General features: G+C 63.2%; 13 protein-coding genes. 3 read left to right on the forward strand and 10 right to left on the reverse strand.

Annotated features, from left to right (window positions below; genetic code table 11):
* The first annotated feature begins 98 nt into the window (after nucleotides 1-98).
* Complete coding sequence (gene galE / locus QFZ36_RS05700) at nucleotides 99-1,112, forward strand: UDP-glucose 4-epimerase GalE (protein ID WP_306634610.1); 1,014 nt, start codon at nucleotides 99-101, stop codon at nucleotides 1,110-1,112.
* A gap of 63 nt (nucleotides 1,113-1,175) precedes the next feature.
* Here the strand turns inward: galE and QFZ36_RS05705 are convergent, their stop codons facing one another.
* The 3 genes from QFZ36_RS05705 to fdxA all read right to left on the reverse strand — a co-directional run bounded on the left by QFZ36_RS05705 (nucleotide 1,176) and on the right by fdxA (nucleotide 4,214).
* Nucleotides 1,176-2,462 (reverse strand): citrate synthase, encoded by a 1,287-nt coding sequence (locus tag QFZ36_RS05705; RefSeq protein ID WP_306634612.1) that lies wholly within the window; start codon nucleotides 2,460-2,462, stop codon nucleotides 1,176-1,178.
* A 262-nt stretch (nucleotides 2,463-2,724) separates the two neighbouring features.
* A complete protein-coding gene (dapC, locus tag QFZ36_RS05710; RefSeq protein ID WP_306634614.1) occupies nucleotides 2,725-3,873 on the reverse strand; it encodes a succinyldiaminopimelate transaminase in 1,149 nt (382 codons plus the stop codon).
* 14 nt (nucleotides 3,874-3,887) lie between these two features.
* Nucleotides 3,888-4,214, reverse strand: coding sequence for a ferredoxin (gene fdxA, locus QFZ36_RS05715; protein WP_050685972.1), 327 nt, complete (start codon nucleotides 4,212-4,214; stop codon nucleotides 3,888-3,890).
* 151 nt (nucleotides 4,215-4,365) lie between these two features.
* Between fdxA and QFZ36_RS05720 the strand changes: the two genes are divergently transcribed.
* Nucleotides 4,366-4,605 (forward strand): putative acetyltransferase, encoded by a 240-nt coding sequence (locus QFZ36_RS05720; protein WP_306634616.1) that lies wholly within the window; start codon nucleotides 4,366-4,368, stop codon nucleotides 4,603-4,605.
* 48 nt (nucleotides 4,606-4,653) lie between these two features.
* On the opposite strand, the gene QFZ36_RS05725 is transcribed toward QFZ36_RS05720, so the two are convergent.
* Both QFZ36_RS05725 and typA read right to left on the reverse strand, forming a co-directional pair.
* Nucleotides 4,654-5,463, reverse strand: coding sequence for a type IV toxin-antitoxin system AbiEi family antitoxin domain-containing protein (locus QFZ36_RS05725; protein ID WP_306634618.1), 810 nt, complete (start codon nucleotides 5,461-5,463; stop codon nucleotides 4,654-4,656).
* A gap of 217 nt (nucleotides 5,464-5,680) precedes the next feature.
* Nucleotides 5,681-7,609, reverse strand: coding sequence for a translational GTPase TypA (gene typA, locus QFZ36_RS05730; RefSeq protein WP_306634620.1), 1,929 nt, complete (start codon nucleotides 7,607-7,609; stop codon nucleotides 5,681-5,683).
* A gap of 272 nt (nucleotides 7,610-7,881) precedes the next feature.
* On the opposite strand from typA, the gene QFZ36_RS05735 reads away from it, so the two are divergent.
* The gene (locus QFZ36_RS05735) at nucleotides 7,882-8,745 is read left to right on the forward strand and encodes an SGNH/GDSL hydrolase family protein (protein WP_306634622.1); all 864 of its coding nucleotides are present in this window, start codon (nucleotides 7,882-7,884) and stop codon (nucleotides 8,743-8,745) included.
* Between the two features lie 69 nt (nucleotides 8,746-8,814).
* Here QFZ36_RS05735 and QFZ36_RS05740 read toward each other — a convergent pair whose 3' ends face one another.
* From QFZ36_RS05740 to QFZ36_RS05760, 5 genes are all read right to left on the reverse strand, one after another.
* Nucleotides 8,815-10,521, reverse strand: a complete 1,707-nt coding sequence (locus tag QFZ36_RS05740) for a dipeptide ABC transporter ATP-binding protein (RefSeq protein ID WP_306634625.1) — start codon at nucleotides 10,519-10,521, stop codon at nucleotides 8,815-8,817.
* Between the two features lie 11 nt (nucleotides 10,522-10,532).
* The gene (locus QFZ36_RS05745; protein ID WP_306634626.1) at nucleotides 10,533-11,477 is read right to left on the reverse strand and encodes an ABC transporter permease; all 945 of its coding nucleotides are present in this window, start codon (nucleotides 11,475-11,477) and stop codon (nucleotides 10,533-10,535) included.
* Complete coding sequence (locus QFZ36_RS05750; protein ID WP_306634628.1) at nucleotides 11,467-12,396, reverse strand: ABC transporter permease; 930 nt, start codon at nucleotides 12,394-12,396, stop codon at nucleotides 11,467-11,469. The genes QFZ36_RS05745 and QFZ36_RS05750 overlap by 11 nt, the downstream gene beginning before the upstream one ends.
* Before the next feature lie 127 nt (nucleotides 12,397-12,523).
* Nucleotides 12,524-14,209, reverse strand: a complete 1,686-nt coding sequence (locus QFZ36_RS05755; RefSeq protein WP_306634630.1) for a peptide ABC transporter substrate-binding protein — start codon at nucleotides 14,207-14,209, stop codon at nucleotides 12,524-12,526.
* Between the two features lie 278 nt (nucleotides 14,210-14,487).
* Nucleotides 14,488-16,251 (reverse strand): ABC transporter family substrate-binding protein, encoded by a 1,764-nt coding sequence (locus QFZ36_RS05760; protein ID WP_306634632.1) that lies wholly within the window; start codon nucleotides 16,249-16,251, stop codon nucleotides 14,488-14,490.
* Nucleotides 16,252-16,326 lie beyond the last annotated feature (75 nt).

A 16,326-nucleotide genomic window follows, 5' to 3' on the forward strand; every position in this document is an offset into this window, starting at 1 on the left:
CAGGCCTCGCCGCCGTTCTGCCCGTAAAGGCCCGTCATCCTGCCCGGAATCCGGGACGTACCGGCGGGACCGGCACCAGTTGGGATAGCGTTGGGAGCATGAAAATTCTGGTTACAGGGGGTACCGGGTACATCGGTTCCCACACTGTTTTGTCCCTGCAGGAAGCCGGCCATGACGTGCTGGTCATCGACAACCTGGTCAACTCGAGCGAGGAGTCCCTCCGCCGGGTGGCCGAACTTACCGGCAAAACAGCACAGTTCCACCACGTGGACCTCGTGGACGAGGCCGCCGTCGAGAAAGTCTTCGCCGAAAACAAGGTCGACGCCGTGATCCACTTCGCCGGCCTCAAGGCCGTGGGCGAATCCGTGCGTGAGCCACTGACGTACTACTACAACAACCTCGTAGGAACCCTGAACCTGATCCGCGCCATGGACCGGCACAACGTCCGCTCCATCGTCTTCAGCTCCTCCGCCACGGTCTACGGCGAGCACAACCCCATCCCCTACGTCGAAAAGATGGAGATCGGGGCCAACAACCCTTACGGCCGCACCAAGGAACAGATCGAGGACATCCTCTCCGACCTCGGCGCCGCCGACAGCCGCTGGCACATCGCCCTGCTGCGCTACTTCAATCCCGTCGGTGCCCACCCCTCGGGCCGGATCGGCGAAGACCCTCAAGGCATCCCGAACAATCTCGTCCCCTTCATCGCCCAGGTCGCCGTTGGCCGGCGCGAGAAACTCATGGTCTTCGGCGGCGATTACGACACCCCCGATGGGACCTGCCTGCGCGACTACATCCACGTCACCGACCTCGCCGAAGGCCACGTGGCCGCCCTGGACCACATCGCCGGCCGCACCGGGGTGTTCCGCTGGAACCTCGGCTCCGGCACCGGCTCCTCGGTCCTGGAAGTCCTGCGCTCCTTTGAAAAGGCAGTGGGCAAGCCCATCCCCTACGAAATCACCGGCCGCCGTGCCGGCGACCTGCCCGCCTTCTGGGCCGACGCCACCTCAGCCCTCGCCGACCTCAGCTGGTCCACCACCAAAACGATCGACCAAATGTGCGAAGACCACTGGCGCTGGCAGAAGAACAACCCTCAGGGCTACAACTCTTAACCCTGGTGATTAACAACGAACGGCCGCTCACCTCCTGGAGGTGGGCGGCCGTCGTCGTACTGTTTAGCGGGCGGGGTAGTCCCGCTCGGGTTCGCCGATGTAGAGCTGGCGGGGGCGGCCGATCTTGGTGTTCGGGTCGCTGATCATCTCGCGCCACTGGGCAATCCAGCCCGGGAGGCGGCCGATGGCGAAGAGCACGGTGAACATCTTCTCCGGGAAGCCCATGGCCTTGTAGATGAGGCCGGTGTAGAAGTCGACGTTCGGGTAGAGCTTGCGCTGGATGAAGTAATCATCGTTGAGCGCCTTCTCTTCCAGGCGCAGGGCGATGTCCAGCAGTTCGTCGTTGCCGCCGAGCTTGGTGAGGATCTCGTGCGCAGTGGCCTTGACGATCTTGGCGCGCGGATCGTAGTTCTTGTAGACGCGGTGCCCGAAGCCCATGAGGCGGACGCCGTCTTCCTTGTTCTTGACCTTCTCCATGTAGTCCTCGGGCTTGGTGCCGTCGGCCTGGATCTGGCGGAGCATCTTCAGGACTGCCTCGTTGGCGCCGCCGTGGGCCGGGCCGAAGAGGGCGTTGATGCCTGCGGAGACGGACGCGAACAGGTTGGCGTTGGAGGAGCCCACCAGGCGCACGGTGGACGTCGAGCAGTTCTGCTCGTGGTCCGCGTGCAGGATCAGGAGCAGGTCCAGGGCCTTCGCCACGACCGGGTCAACCTCGTACTGTTCAGCCGGAAGCCCGAAGCTGAGGCGCAGGAAGTTCTCCACGAGGTTGTGGGAGTTGTCCGGGTACAGCATGGGCTGGCCGATGGACTTCTTGTGGGCGTAGGCCGCGATGACCGGAAGCTTGGCCATGAGCCGGATGGTGGAAACTTCCACCTGCTCGGCGTTGAACGGGTCCAGCGAGTCCTGGTAGAACGTGGACAGCGCCGAGACGGCCGAGGACAGGACGGGCATGGGGTGCGCGTCCCGCGGGAACCCGCCGAAGAAGCCCTTGAGCTCCTCGTGCAGCAGGGTGTGCCGGCGGATCTTCTGGTCGAATTCGTCCAGCTCGGCGGGCGAGGGCAGGTTGCCGTAGATCAGCAGGTAGGACACCTCAAGGAAGCTGGAGTGCTGTGCCAGCTGTTCGATGGGGTACCCGCGGTAGCGCAGGATGCCAGCATCGCCGTCGATGTAGGTGATAGCCGAGGTTGTGGCTGCTGTGTTCATGAAGCCGGGGTCAAAGGTGACTGCGCCCGTCTGCTTCAGCAGTTTGGAAACGTCGTAGCCTTCGTTTCCTTCAACAACCTGGATGCGCGGCAGCTTGAGCTCGCCTCCTGCATGGAGCAGGGTCGCAGCATTGTTGGTCTCAGTCATGGAGTCCCCTTCATGAGGCGTCTGGGCCTCTGTCGAAAGCTTGATCCAACATCAGGTGAGCCGCGCACGAAGCCTGAGAACACAGGTTCCAACACCCGGGCTGCCTTCTTGTAGAAAGCCACCATTGATAGTCACTTAAAAAGTACCCGCTCCTCGGCGGGTGCCACTAATCCGAGACCAGCCAAAATGCCCTAAAATGCAGCGGATGTGTCCGGAGTCACACCATTGTTACGGCACTGCGCCGGCCGTGGCGCTCTGGTGATTACAGCGCCGACGCCAGACGGGTAACTGCGGCGTCAATCCTTTCGTCGGTTCCCGTGAGGGCAACCCGGACGTAGCCGTTGCCGGCCTCACCGTAAAAGACGCCGGGACCCACCACGATGCCGCGCTCGGCGAGCCGCGCCACGGTGTCCCAGGTACTCTCCCCCGCCGTCGACCAAAGGTACAGGCCGGCGTCCGACTCTTTGATTTCCAGGCCGAAGTCCAGCAGCGCCGGAACCAACCGTTCCCGGCGTCCCCGGTACAGGTCCTTCTGGGCCTCCACATGAGCGTCGTCGCCCAGCGCCACCCGCATGGCTTCCTGCACCGGGTAGGGAACGATCATGCCCGCGTGCTTGCGGCTGTTGACGAGGTTGGGCATCAGGTCGGGATCGCCGGCCACGAATGCTGCACGGTAGCCTGCCACGTTGGACTGCTTGCTCAGCGAGTACACAGCGAGCAGGCCATGGTGCGATCCGCCGGCCACCCGGGGGTCCAGGATGCTCGGGACAGGCTGGCCGGCGCGCTGGACGTCCCAGTCGCCCCAGCCCAGCTCGGCATAGCATTCGTCGGACGCCACTACGGCGCCGAGTTCCCGTGCCTGCTCCACGAGCGCCCTCAGGGATTCAACACCCCGGACGCTGCCTGTGGGGTTTCCCGGGGAGTTGACCCAGATCAGCCGGACGCGGGAGCGGGTGGCGTCGTCGAGCTCGTCCAGGTTGTCCGTTGCCACAGAGGTGACCCCGGCGAGGGTGGCGCCGATATCGTACGTGGGGTAGGCAACCTTGGGGCGTACGACGACGTCCCCTGGCTTCAGTCCCAACAGCAGCGGCAGCCAGGCCACCAGTTCCTTCGAGCCGACCGTTGGCATGATGTTGCGGGGATCGAGTCCAGCCACACCGCGGCGGCGCTCGAACCAAGACGCGATGGCCTCACGGAGCGCGGGCGTGCCGTGGACCGTGGGGTATCCGGGGGCGTCCGCGGCAGCCTTCAGGGCGTCCTGGATCAGGGCTGGTGTGGGATCCACCGGAGTACCAATGGACAGGTTGACGGCTCCCCCGGGGTGCTCCGAGGCCTTCGCGAGGTACGGCGCCATGGCCTCCCACGGGTAGTCGGGCAGGTCAAGGCCGAACGTATTCACTGCTGCGGTCACCGCTCCTGCCTGCGTCAGTGGTCTTGGTTCTGCGGGGGCAGTGCAGCGATCATCGGGTGGTCCTTGCCGGTGTTACCGACCTTGGCGGCGCCGCCGGGCGAGCCGAGGTCGTCGAAGAACTCCACGTTCGCCTTGTAGTAGTCGGCCCATTCGTCCGGGGTGTCGTCCTCGTAGTAGATGGCCTCCACCGGGCATACCGGCTCGCAGGCTCCGCAGTCGACGCATTCGTCCGGATGGATGTACAGCGAACGCTCACCCTCATAGATGCAGTCGACCGGGCATTCTTCAATACATGCCTTGTCCTTGACATCTACACACGGCTGCGCGATTACGTACGTCACGTCCCTGGCCTCTCCACGTTGGTTCCGGCGTCGCGCCGGTTCTTGCGTCCGGCAACCATGGCCGGACTCTTGACATCTGAGCCTATTATCTCCCAGGCCGTTACCGCGAACCTAGCCGGACGCCTTGTATGAAGCCACTTACTATGAAGTGGTGAGTCTACCTGCCCCCACCCCCGCCGGCTTCCTCTCCGCTGCCGCCCCCGGAATGCGGGTGGTGGTGCGGTACCGCATCGAGGGCGGCCTCACTGATGCGCTGGGGCACCTGGTAGCGTGCGACGCCGGTGCGTGCACCGTCCGCACGCGGCAGGCCGACGTCGTGATTCCCCTTGAGCGCATTGTCGCAGCCAAGGAGGTTCCGCCCGCGCCCGAGCGGCGCAGGCCGCGCGCCTAAGGCAGCTCTCGGTGCGCAGGGACTGCCACTGCGCAGCGAACCCGGATTTCACTGCGCCGGGCGGTACGTGGAAAGGGCCTGGTGGACCATCTGCACGAACTTCCTGGGCTCGGTCAGCAGCATTTCAAAGGTCACGCGAAGCACGGGAACGCCCCGGATAACCGTAATGTTCCACCGCCGCCGGTCCTCCCGGTAGGCTGCCCTGCTGCTGTGGTAGGCGTAGCCGTCTGCCTCAATACCCAGCATGCCGTCTACCAGAAGGTCCAGGTGGCCCATGCCGGGAATCTTGACTTGGAGCTCGACGGTCAGCCCGGCTTCTTCAAGCAGGTACCGGGCCATCGTTTCGATAATGGACCCGGATTGGGGCCGGATTTTGGCCACGAGTCCGCGTAACGCCTTTTCCCGCGCGGCTGGAAACCTCTCCCTCAGTTCCGGAAGCTGAACCAGCCCCTTCTTTACCGCAGATTCCGCGATGGTCAGCCCCTCGAGCGGCGGCAAGCAACGGAGTGATTGGCACACCACATCCAGATGCGTCAACGGGAAGCTGCTTCGATGGATTACGCAGCCGCTAACCGGCTTTCCGTGCCGCGCGGCAAGATGCGGCTTGTCCGGCTCCCCGACTACCCACAGCCCCGCTGCCGAAGCAGCCGTGACGCAACCGGGCACCGCGTGATGGCGAGCGGCGTGGATGAGTAAGGAATCGGCGTCAGGCAGCGCATACACGCCTCGCGCCACCCTGTGCACCGTCCCGTCGCGGACACTGCCTTCAATGGACCGGCGGGAGACACCGGCCTGCCTCAGGGAGCCGGCGTCGGCAACGCCGCCCATTGCGGCCAGAGCATCAGTGAGAATTTGCATGTCTGCATGGTGCCCGGGCGGACACGGCGTGCGCAGCGGCGGGGATCGGCCATGTGGAAAACGGTAGGGCGCCGTGAAGTACCAGCTCGGTCCGCAGGGACTGCCTCTGTGCAGTGAACCCGGGTTTCACTGCACAGCGCGGTACGTGGCAGCGCCCCGGTTAACGAAGAATGCCACCGGCGCGGTGCCGGTGGCATTCTTTGAAACTACGGGACTGCTAGACCTTCGCGCGGGCGCGGTTGGCCTTTGAACGCTCGTTGGTGTCCAGGATGACCTTGCGGATGCGGATGGCCTCCGGGGTCACCTCGACGCACTCGTCCTCGCGGGCGAATTCCAGCGACTCTTCGAGGGTGAGATCGCGCGGCGGCGTCAGGTTTTCGAAGGTGTCGGAGGAAGCGGCCCGCATGTTGGTGAGCTTCTTTTCCTTGGTGATGTTCACGTCCATGTCGTCGGCGCGGGAGTTCTCGCCGACGATCATGCCTTCGTAGACCTCGGACGTGGGCTTGACGAAGAACGAGCCACGTTCCTGCAGGTTAATCATGGCGAACGGGGTCACAACACCGGCGCGGTCGGCGATCATTGAACCGTTGGTGCGGTACTCGATCGGGCCGGCCCACGGCTCGTAGCCCTCGGAGATGGAGGCCGCGATGCCGGCACCACGGGTGTCGGTCAGGAACTTGGTGCGGAAACCGATCAGGCCACGGGCCGGAACGATGAACTCCATCCGGCACCAGCCGGTGCCGTGGTTGGCCATGTTGGTCATGCGTCCCTTGCGGGCCGCCATGAGCTGCGTGACAGCGCCGAGGTATTCTTCGGGCACGTCGATGGTCATGTGCTCCATCGGCTCGTGGATCTTGCCATCGATGGTCTTCGTGACAACCTGCGGCTTGCCCACGGTCAATTCGAAGCCTTCGCGGCGCATCTGCTCGACGAGGATGGCGAGTGCGAGCTCGCCACGGCCCTGGACTTCCCAGGCATCCGGACGTTCGGTGGGAAGCACCTTAATGGAGACGTTACCGATCAGTTCCTTGTCCAGGCGGTCCTTCACCTGCCGGGCCGTGACCTTTGCGCCCTTGACCTTGCCGGCCAGCGGCGAGGTGTTGATACCGATGGTCATGGAGATCGCGGGATCGTCCACGGTGATCAGCGGCAGCGGCTGCGGGTTCTCGGCATCGGTCAGGGTCTCACCGATGGTGATTTCCTCAATACCGGCGACGGCGACGATCTCGCCCGGGCCGGCGGATTCGGCGGGAACGCGGTCCAGGGCCTTGGTGGCCAGCAGTTCAGTGATCTTGACGTTCTTCAGTTCACCGTTGGCGCGTGCCCAGGCAACGGTCTGGCCCTTGCGCAGGGTGCCGTTGTAGATGCGGAGCAGCGCCAGGCGGCCCAGGAACGGGGAGGCGTCAAGGTTAGTGACGTGTGCCTGCAGGACGCCGTTCGGGTTGTACTTGGGAGCAGGGATGTGCTCAATGATGGTCTGGAACAGCGGTTCCAGGTCCTCGTTCTCCGGAGCGGTTCCGTCGGCGGGCTGCTCAAGGGAGGCGCGGCCAACCTTTGCGGCGGCGTACACGACCGGCACGTTGAGGATCTTGTCCAGGTCCAGGTCCGGAACTTCGTCTGCGAGGTCCGAGGCCAGGCCCAGGAGCAGGTCCATCGACTCGTGGACGACTTCCTCGATGCGGGCATCGGGACGGTCGGTCTTGTTGACCAGGAGGATGACCGGCAGGTGCGCGGCCAGGGCCTTGCGGAGCACAAAACGGGTCTGCGGCAGCGGACCTTCTGAGGCGTCAACGAGGAGCACGACACCGTCAACCATGGACAGGCCGCGCTCCACCTCGCCGCCGAAGTCGGCGTGGCCGGGGGTGTCGATCACGTTGATGGTGATGGTCTCGCCGTTGGAGGAGGGACCGTTGTAGGCCACGGTGGTGTTCTTGGCCAGGATGGTGATGCCCTTTTCGCGCTCAAGGTCACCGGAGTCCATCACTCGGTCTTCGAGGTGGTTGTGCTCGGCAAAGGAGTTGGTCTGCTTGAGCATGGCGTCGACCAGGGTGGTCTTGCCGTGGTCAACGTGGGCCACAATCGCGACGTTGCGCAGGTCACTGCGCGATGCAGTGGCTACCGCGGTGTTGGTGGTGGTTTCAGACATGCGTAATGGCTCGATTCAGTGGTGAAAGTCAGCTGTTGTATCGCGACATTTCCAACTGGAACGCACGACGGATCAGGCCCTTTGCATAGGGCTGCTTCCTCCATTCTAGCGTCAGTGGCGTTAATAGGCCTAAATTTTCCGGCGGACAGGAGGTTGGCCCGCCGCCCCGTGGCCGCGGGGTGGGCGAAAATTAGTGAGTAATATCACTGGCCAATCCTGCCTCCATGCCACATGATTGCTCTGACACTTCATGCAAGCCCGAAAGACACCACATGCGAAAAGCCTTGGCCCGGAGACGCGTTGCCGCGTCCGGAGCCGCCGCCGCCTTCGCGGTGTCCAGCCTTATTGCCTTGTCCGGCTGCGGAGTACTGCCCCAGTCTTCCACCGTTTCCCATGTGCAGGCTGCCGGTGCGGGGCAGCCCGGCGCTCCCGCTGCGAATCCTGGCGCAGCCGGATCGCGCATCCTCAATCCAGCCAATGGGCGGCTTGAGGCAGTGGTCCCCGACATCAGCAGAACCGTTCTCCTGATCGGTGATTCGCAGTCGGAACCGTCGGACGGGTGGCCCCGCCAGGGCCTCGAGTCTGCGGGGTACAGGGTGTACTACTGCGGGCGGGGCGGCACCGGCTTCGTGTCCGCCAACGGCACAACGGGCAACTACATTGATGCCCTCCGCCGGGGCGACTGGCTACTGCCGTCCAGTACGCCGGCGCTCATCGTTATCCAGGGGGGCGGCAACGACGCCGCAAGCGGGGCATCGGACCGCCGAATTGCCGGAAATGCCGAGCGTCTGATCGCTGAGCTCCAAGCCCGCTACCCGGGAACACGGATTGCCATGATCGGAACCCTGGCCCGCGGTGAAGGCAACGGGGGTGGCCGCCGCACGGAGGTTGATGCCCTGCTGGGCTCGGTGGCAGCAGCCCACAACCTGCCTTTTGTTTCCGTGGGCGACTGGCTCACCAAGTACGGCCTGGCCAAGGACCTGGCGGACACAGTGCATATGAATCCCAACGGCCGCCGCGCGCTCGGGACCTTGCTGGAACACCGGCTCCGAGACCTGGGTCTGGAGCGGAAGGCGGTTGCTGGCCAGCCACCGGCGATGGCAAGAGGCGGCGGCACCGGTTCCTTCCAGGACTGACAGCCTTAAGAGGGTTGGAGCCGGAGCCAACAGGCTCCGGCTCCAACCGTTCATTGAGACAGAGGACGGTTAAGCCACTTCCGGCGGAAGCATCAGCTTGGCACCGGGGATCGCGTTGAGCAGCGCCTTCGTGTAGTCCTGCTGCGGTGATTCGAAGACCTCGTCCGTAGACCCGGTCTCCACCAGGCGCCCCTTCTCCATGACGCAGACGTGGTCTGCGATCTGCCGGACCACAGCAAGGTCATGGGTGATAAAGAGGTAGGTCAGCCCCAGGTTGGACTGGAGTTCTGCCAGCAGGTTCAGCACCTGCGCCTGCACCAGCACGTCCAGGGCGGACACGGCTTCGTCGCAGATGATGACTTCCGGGTCGAGAGCGAGAGCACGGGCAATGGCGACGCGTTGGCGCTGCCCGCCCGAGAGCTCGTTCGGATACCGCTGCATGGCGGATTGCGGAAGCGCCACCTGGTCCAGCAGTTCGCGGACCTTTTTCTCCCGGCTCTCCTTGTTGCCAATCTTGTGGACCCGCAACGGCTCCTCGATGGTCCGGAAGATGTTGTACATCGGATCCAGCGAACCGTAGGGGTCCTGGAAAATGGGCTGCACACGACGCCGGAACTTAAACAGATCCGACGACTTAAGGAGGGAGGTGTCGACGCCGTCGAACAGGATCCTGCCGTCGGTGGGCTTCTCCAGTTGGAGCACCATCTTGGCCACTGTGGACTTGCCGGAGCCGGACTCCCCTACGATCGCCGTCGTGGTTCCCCTGCGGACGTCGAAGCTGACGCCATCAACGGCCGCGAAGTCTGATGCCTTCCCCAGTCCCTGGCGGAGCTTGTACACCTTCCGCAGGTCCTGGATCTGCAGGACGTTGTCCGCGACTGCCGGTTCGGCTGCCGGGGCCAGCAGGTCCGCAGCCTCCACACCCAGTTCCTTGGCAGCCTGGATCCTGCGGCTGGCCAGGGACGGTGCGGACTCCACGAGCCTCTTGGTGTAAGGGTGCTGCGGGTTCTGCAGCAGTTCCAGGGAAGGTCCTGCCTCCACCACGCGGCCCTGGTACATCACCACAACCTTGTCGGCCCGTTCGGCTGCCAACCCCAGGTCGTGGGTGATGAGCAGCACCGAGGTGCCCAGTTCGGTAGTCATGGTGTCCAGATGGTCCAGAATCTGCCGCTGCACCGTGACATCGAGTGCGGAGGTGGGCTCGTCCGCAATCAGCAGGCGGGGCTGGCAGGAGAGCCCGATGGCGATCAGGGCGCGTTGCCGCATACCGCCGGAGAACTCATGCGGATACTGGTTGGCGCGCCGGTGGGCGTCCGGCAGGCCGGCCTCGGAGAGTACCTTGGCAACGTCGTCCGGACCGCTGGGCTGGCCGTTCGCCCGCAGTGTTTCCCGGACCTGGTAGCCGATCTTCCATACCGGGTTCAGGTTGGACATCGGGTCCTGCGGCACCATCCCGATGGTGTTGCCGCGTAGCTCGATCATGCGCTTTTCGGATGCATGCGCGATGTCTTCGCCGTCGAGCAGGATCTGCCCGCCGGAAACACGGCCGTTGGATGGCAGCAGGCCTATCGCAGCCAGCGCTGTGGTGGACTTGCCGGAGCCGGACTCCCCCACGATCGCCACGGTTTCGCCGGGCATGATGGTCAGGTGCGCATCACGGACCGCCTGGACTTCCCCGCCGCTGGTCTTGAAGGTGATGGCGAGGTCGCGGATCTCCAGCAGCGGCCGGACCCCTGTGGTGCCGGTTTCCGCGATGCGTATTTCTGGAGTTGTCATCTCTTTGTCTCTCATCGCTGGCGGCTCTTTGGATCAAGGGCGTCACGCACGGCGTCGCCCAGCATGATGAAGCTCAGCACCGTGACGGACAGTGCTGCGGCCGGATACAGCATGATCTGCGGGTTGGTGCGGATGGAAGTCTGCGCTGCAGCGATGTCGTGACCCCACGACATGACACCTTCCGGCAGCCCGATGCCCAGGAAGGACAGCGTTGCCTCGGCGACAATGAAGACACCGAGTTCCAGCGTGGCAAGCACTATCACGGGTGCCACCGCATTGGGCAGCACGTGCTTAACCAATGTTCCAAATTTCGAAACACCCAGGGCACGGGCGGCCCTCACGAAGTCTGCGTTGCGGACCTCGATCACTGCACCGCGGGTGATACGGGCCATTTGCGGCCAAGCGAGGAGCGAGATCACAAAGACCACCGTCCACACGCTCTTGTTCTCCCGGAAGACACGCAGTTGGGTGATGACCAGCGCGCCGAGGATCAGCGGCAGGGCGAAGAAGATGTCGCCCAGCCGGGCCAGCACGGCGTCGATCCAGCCGCCGTAGTAGCCGGCAAGGGCACCGAAGGTTACGCCGATGACCAACACGCACAGCACCGAGAGGATGCCGACAGACAGTGACGCCTGGGTGCCGTGGATGACGCGGGAGTAGATGTCGCAGCCCTGGAAGGTAAAGCCGAACGGGTGCCCGGCGGCGGGGCCGCCTTCCGAGTTGGCCAGTTCGCAGCCCTCGTTCGGCGGAACCGACGAGAACAGTCCGGGGAACAACGCCACAACGATCAGCATCAGGATGAGCAGCGCCGAAATGATGAACAACGGACGACGGCGGAGCTTGCGCCAGGCGTCGGACCACAGGCTGAGAGGCGCCTGGTCAGTCTTGACGGCATCCGTCGCCAACAGTGGTGTTTCCTCAAGGGGAGCCACGAAGTGGCTGTTATTACTGGTCATAGCGGATCCTCGGGTCAAGCCAGGCATACAGGAGATCAACAAGCAGGTTGGCTACCACGAACACCAGCACCAGCACGCTGACGATGGAGACGATGGTGGGTCCTTCGCTGCGGAGGACTGCCTGGTAGAGCTTGTTGCCCACACCGGGAACGTTGAAAATGCCTTCGGTGACGATGGCGCCGCCCATGAGGCCGCCCAGGTTGGCGCCGAGGTAGGTCACCACGGGGATCAGCGAGTTACGCAGGATGTGGGCGATCACCACGCGTGGGCGGGAGAGGCCTTTTGCAGTGGCCGTCCTTACAAAGTCGGCATTCATGCCCTCACTGACCGAGGTACGGGTCAGGCGGAGCACATAGGCAAAGGAAACCAAGCCGAGCACTACTGCCGGCAATAACAGATTTGCCCAGTCTGCATTGGCTCCCACGGTCGGTTTGGCCCAGCCCAACTGGACACCGAAGACGAGTTGGAAGACGAACCCCAAGACGAACGTGGGGACCGCGATCACCACCAGGGACGCCACGAGGACCGTGGAGTCGAACCAGCCGCCGCGACGGAGTCCGGCGAACACGCCGAAGGCCACGCCGAAAACGGCTTGAATGATCAGTGCTTCCACAGCGAGCATAGCGGTCACTGGAAAGACCCGGGCCAACGTGGCGGCAATGGGCTGACCAGTGAAATCATTGCCCAAATTAAAGGTAAAGAGGTTCTTAAGGAACAACCCGTACTGGACCCAAAACGGTTCGTCCAGGTGGTACTGGCTGCGCAGGGTGTCGATAACGGCCTGAGGAGGCTGGCGGTCGCCGAAGAGCGCAGCAATCGGGTCGCCCGGCAACGCGAACACCATGTAATAGACCAGGAGGGTAGTGCCGAGGAAAACAGGGATTACCTGGAGCAGTCGGCGCAGGATAAACCGGACCACAGGATCACCAGCCTTCCGTGGAGAAAGGAAGCAGGTTCATTGGTGCCTTCCTGCCGTTGCAAGCCAATGGGGGCCCGGCCGTGACCGGACCCCCATTGTGGCTAGATCGGCAAGTTAGATCTAGGGATTACTTGCCGGTGATGTTGTAGTAGAGGATTTCGCCGTTCCAGCCGGTCTCGGCTTTCGCGACGTTGTTGCTCCACACGATCGCCTTGGCATAATCCCAGAGCGGCAGGCCGGGAAGATCCTGGAAGAGGATTTCCTGTGCCTGGTTGAACTTCGCGTTCGCGTCGTCGGTGCTCTTGGCGGCCAGACCCTCTTTGAGCAGCTTGTCGAAAGCGGGGTTCGAGTACTTCTCGTAGTTGGAGGATGCACCCGTAGCCCAAACAGGTCCCAGGAAGTTGTAGAGCGACGGGTAGTCACCCTGCCAGCCCGCGCGGGTCAAGCCGGGAAGCTGCTGGGCCTTGCGCAGGTTCAACACTTCGGCGAACTTCGCGAAGGGCTGGATTTCCGCCTGGATGCCGAGGTTGTTCTTGAAACCGTTGGCTACGGCGTCGATCCATTCCTTATGACCGCCATCGGTGTTGGAGGCAATCTGAAGCGGCTTGGAGTTGTCGTACGGTTGGATCTTCTCAGCCTGTGTCCAGAGGTCCTTGGCCTTGGCGGCGTCGAATTTGAGGACTTCACTGCCTTTGAGGCCTTCTTCGAAGCCATCAATGACCGGCGGAACGAAAGCCTTGGCCGGGGTACGCGTCCCGCTGAATACCACCTTGGTGATCTCTTCGCGGTTAATGGCGTAGGACAGGGCCTGCCGGCGCAGCTTCCCGGCTTCACCCTGGAAGTTCGGGTTGTACGGCGGGATGTTCAAGGTGGCGTTTGTGGCCACGGGTTTGGTGGCGTTGCGGTCCTGGAAATCCGACAGATAGGTCTTCGTCGCGTTCGACGGAAGGACATCGGTGATGTCCAGGTTGTCGGCCTGCAGGTCGGTGTATGCGGGACCCGGATCCGTGTAGAACTTGAAGGTGATGCCACCGTTCTTGGCAGCACGGGGACCGCTGTAGTCAGGGTTCTTCACCAGCGAAATAGACTGGTCGTGAACCCAAGCGCCCTCTTTCTCGAACTTGTACGGTCCGTTGCCCACGGGGTTTTCACCGAATGCCTTCGGGTCTGCCAGTGCAGTGGAAGGGAGCGGGTAGAAGGCAGAGTACCCGAGCCGAAGTGACCAGTCAGCTTCCGGCTGGACAAGCTTGACGCTGATGGTCGAGTCGTCGATGGCCGTCAGGCCGGACATCGACTCAGCCTTTGGAGCAGGAGTAGTGGTGGTTTTGCCGTCAGCGGACTTCTCCGTGTTGACGGCCGAAACATCCTCGTAGCCCGCAATTGATTCAAAGAAGAAGCTGTTGTTCTGCAGATTCTTGGAGTTCGCAGCGAAGTTCCACGAATCAACGAAAGTCTTTGCCGTGATGGCTTCACCGTTGCTGAACTTCTGGCCCTGCTTGACCTTGATGGTCCAGTTCTGGGCATCGGAGGAGTCAATGGACTCGGCAAGAGAGTTCACCGCTTTTCCGTCGGCATCGTAAGTGCGGAGGCCTTCGAAAAGCAGGTTAATGACTCGACCGCCATTGGTTTCGTTGGTGTTCGCTGGCAGCAACGGATTTTGTGGTTCGCTGTTGTAAGCGGTAATGACCTTGTTCGGGTCCCCGGCAGATTCGCTGGCACCGTTATTGCTGCCGCCTCCAGCGCCGCAGCCGGTCAGGGCAAGCGCGGCGATTGCCACGATGCCCAGTGCTTTGGAAGTGCGCGCAAAACGCATTCCGCCTCCTATGAGTTGTGGGAGAAAACGAGGGGAATCTTTGTGCTTCCCCCGCAGGCGAGACGCAGTTATGAACTGTGACGCAGCCTACATATGCAAGTAGCCTAACCGCACAAAGTCCAGATACTGGTACTCCGTTGCCAAACCGTGACCGGCGCGAACTGAACGCTTAGTCGGTCAACGGAAGTTGTGCAAGTCACATGCTACTCGCGAGTACGCTTAACAGCGAATTGAAAGTGTGAGGCCCGCCACCGGAGGAGGAAGCGATAAATGGGCCCTTAGGCGAGCCGCCAGTCCCAAACGTTCCACCACACGCCCAGAGGTCCCGGGCTTGGCTTCACGCCGGCAACCCGGGCGCTGTATGCCGTAGTGCCGACCGTCTGGTACAGCGGAAGACCGTACGCGTTCTCCCAGACCTGCTTGTCGATCTCGGCCAGCAGTTCGTCCTGCTTGGCCAGGTCCGTAGTGCCGGCGAGCTGTTCCATCGCCTTGTCCGCATCGCCGTCGGAGAATCCGTTGAAGTTGCTGCCGGCACCGGTGCGGAAGATCTGCGGAACACGGCTGACACCCACCCCGGTACCGATCCAGCCGAGCAGTGCCGCGTCGTGGCCGCCGCTCCCCAGAGCCTTCGCCCAGTCGGCATTGCCCTGTCCGGCGTCGACCACCTGGAAGCCGGCCCGCGCTGCCGAGTCCCGGATCAGGGCAAAGGCCTTCGCCCGCTTGGGATTGTCGCGGTTGTACAGGATGCGGGTGGTGGGGGTTTTGCCGTTAAGGAGCGCCTTTGCACCATCGATGTCCACCTCGGCATAATCCCCGGAGCCGTTGTTTTTCACCGCGTCCTCGTACTTGGGCTGTCGCGGCAGGAACACGTGCGAATCGAGGGGTTTGGCGTCCGGCAGGAGATTGCCGACGACGGCGTCCACGATGGCCTTCCGTGGTACCGCCTTGAGGAATGCCTTTCGGACGTCGTCGTCCGCGAAGGGACCGGAAAAATTCAGGTCCAGGTGGTCGTAGCCGGATTGGCTGTAGCGGTCCACGGTGTTGCCCTGCTCGGCCAGTCCGGCGAAGAGGCTGTCGGTTTCGGCGGAGGGCTGCGGCGAGATGATGTCCGCCTGCCCGTTCCGGAGGGCATCCACAGCGGCAGGCACTCCACCGGTGAACCGGACGTTGATTTCATCCAGCCACGGTTCCTGCCCCCACGTGTAGTCCCGGTTGCGGACCAGCTTCATGGACGACTCGGGGACGATGTCCCGGACGATATACGGCCCGCTGGAGAGGTAGACCGAGGGGTCCTGGGGCAGTGATTTGGTGTCGAAACCGGAGTTCCAGAAGTCGCCGACCTGTTTCAGGGCAGTGTTGAGTGCGGGCTTCTCTACGTCGCCGCGGGGTGAATCCTTGATCAGGTCGATGAGGTCTTCCTCATCGTTCAGGCCGCTTTTTGCGGCCACCACGTGGGCGGGCAGCCCGACGTCGAACGCCACCTCCCAGTCCGCGTACGGCACGGCGTATTCCAGGGTGATGGAGCGTCTGTCCTCGCCGAGTTCGGGGAGGGCGGTTCCCGCGAGGCCGCTCGTGTCAGAGGCGGTGGAGAAGTACGTGGTCCCTGTCCCGGCCATGGGATCGGCGTCGTTGAAATAGCCTGAACCCGCGGCCCAGCTCAACAGGAGGTCGCCCCCGTCGATCGCCTCGCCGTCGGACCATTTCACGCCCTCGTTGACGGTGTACTTCACCTTCAGAGGATTGTCGGAGATTTTCTCGAAGCGCCCGAACTTTTCGTTCCGCACCACTTTGGACGCGTCGTCAAGGTAGTAGAAGCCCGAGTGGGTGATCGAGCCGATCTTGGAGTTGATGTCGGTGTTGCCGTCAGTGCTGTAGGGGTTGAAGGAGGAGAAGGCGTTAACTTCGGCAACGGTGACGCTGCCGCCGCGCTTGGCCTCCCCCACTACAACGGGCGCGGCGCCGCCACTGCCTGAGCAGCCCGAAAGCACCAGGGCAGCAGCTGCCGCCGCGGTGATGAACTGGATCAGACGCCTGACCGGCATGCCGCCTCCTTGTTTTGCTCTGCCCGGGCGGTCCAGCCGGAAGTCGCCGGGGCGCGCCCCTGTAGTCAGGATAAG

Origin of the sequence: Pseudarthrobacter siccitolerans (genome assembly GCF_030823375.1) — a bacterium.
In the GTDB taxonomy this organism is placed as follows: domain Bacteria; phylum Actinomycetota; class Actinomycetes; order Actinomycetales; family Micrococcaceae; genus Arthrobacter; species Arthrobacter siccitolerans_A.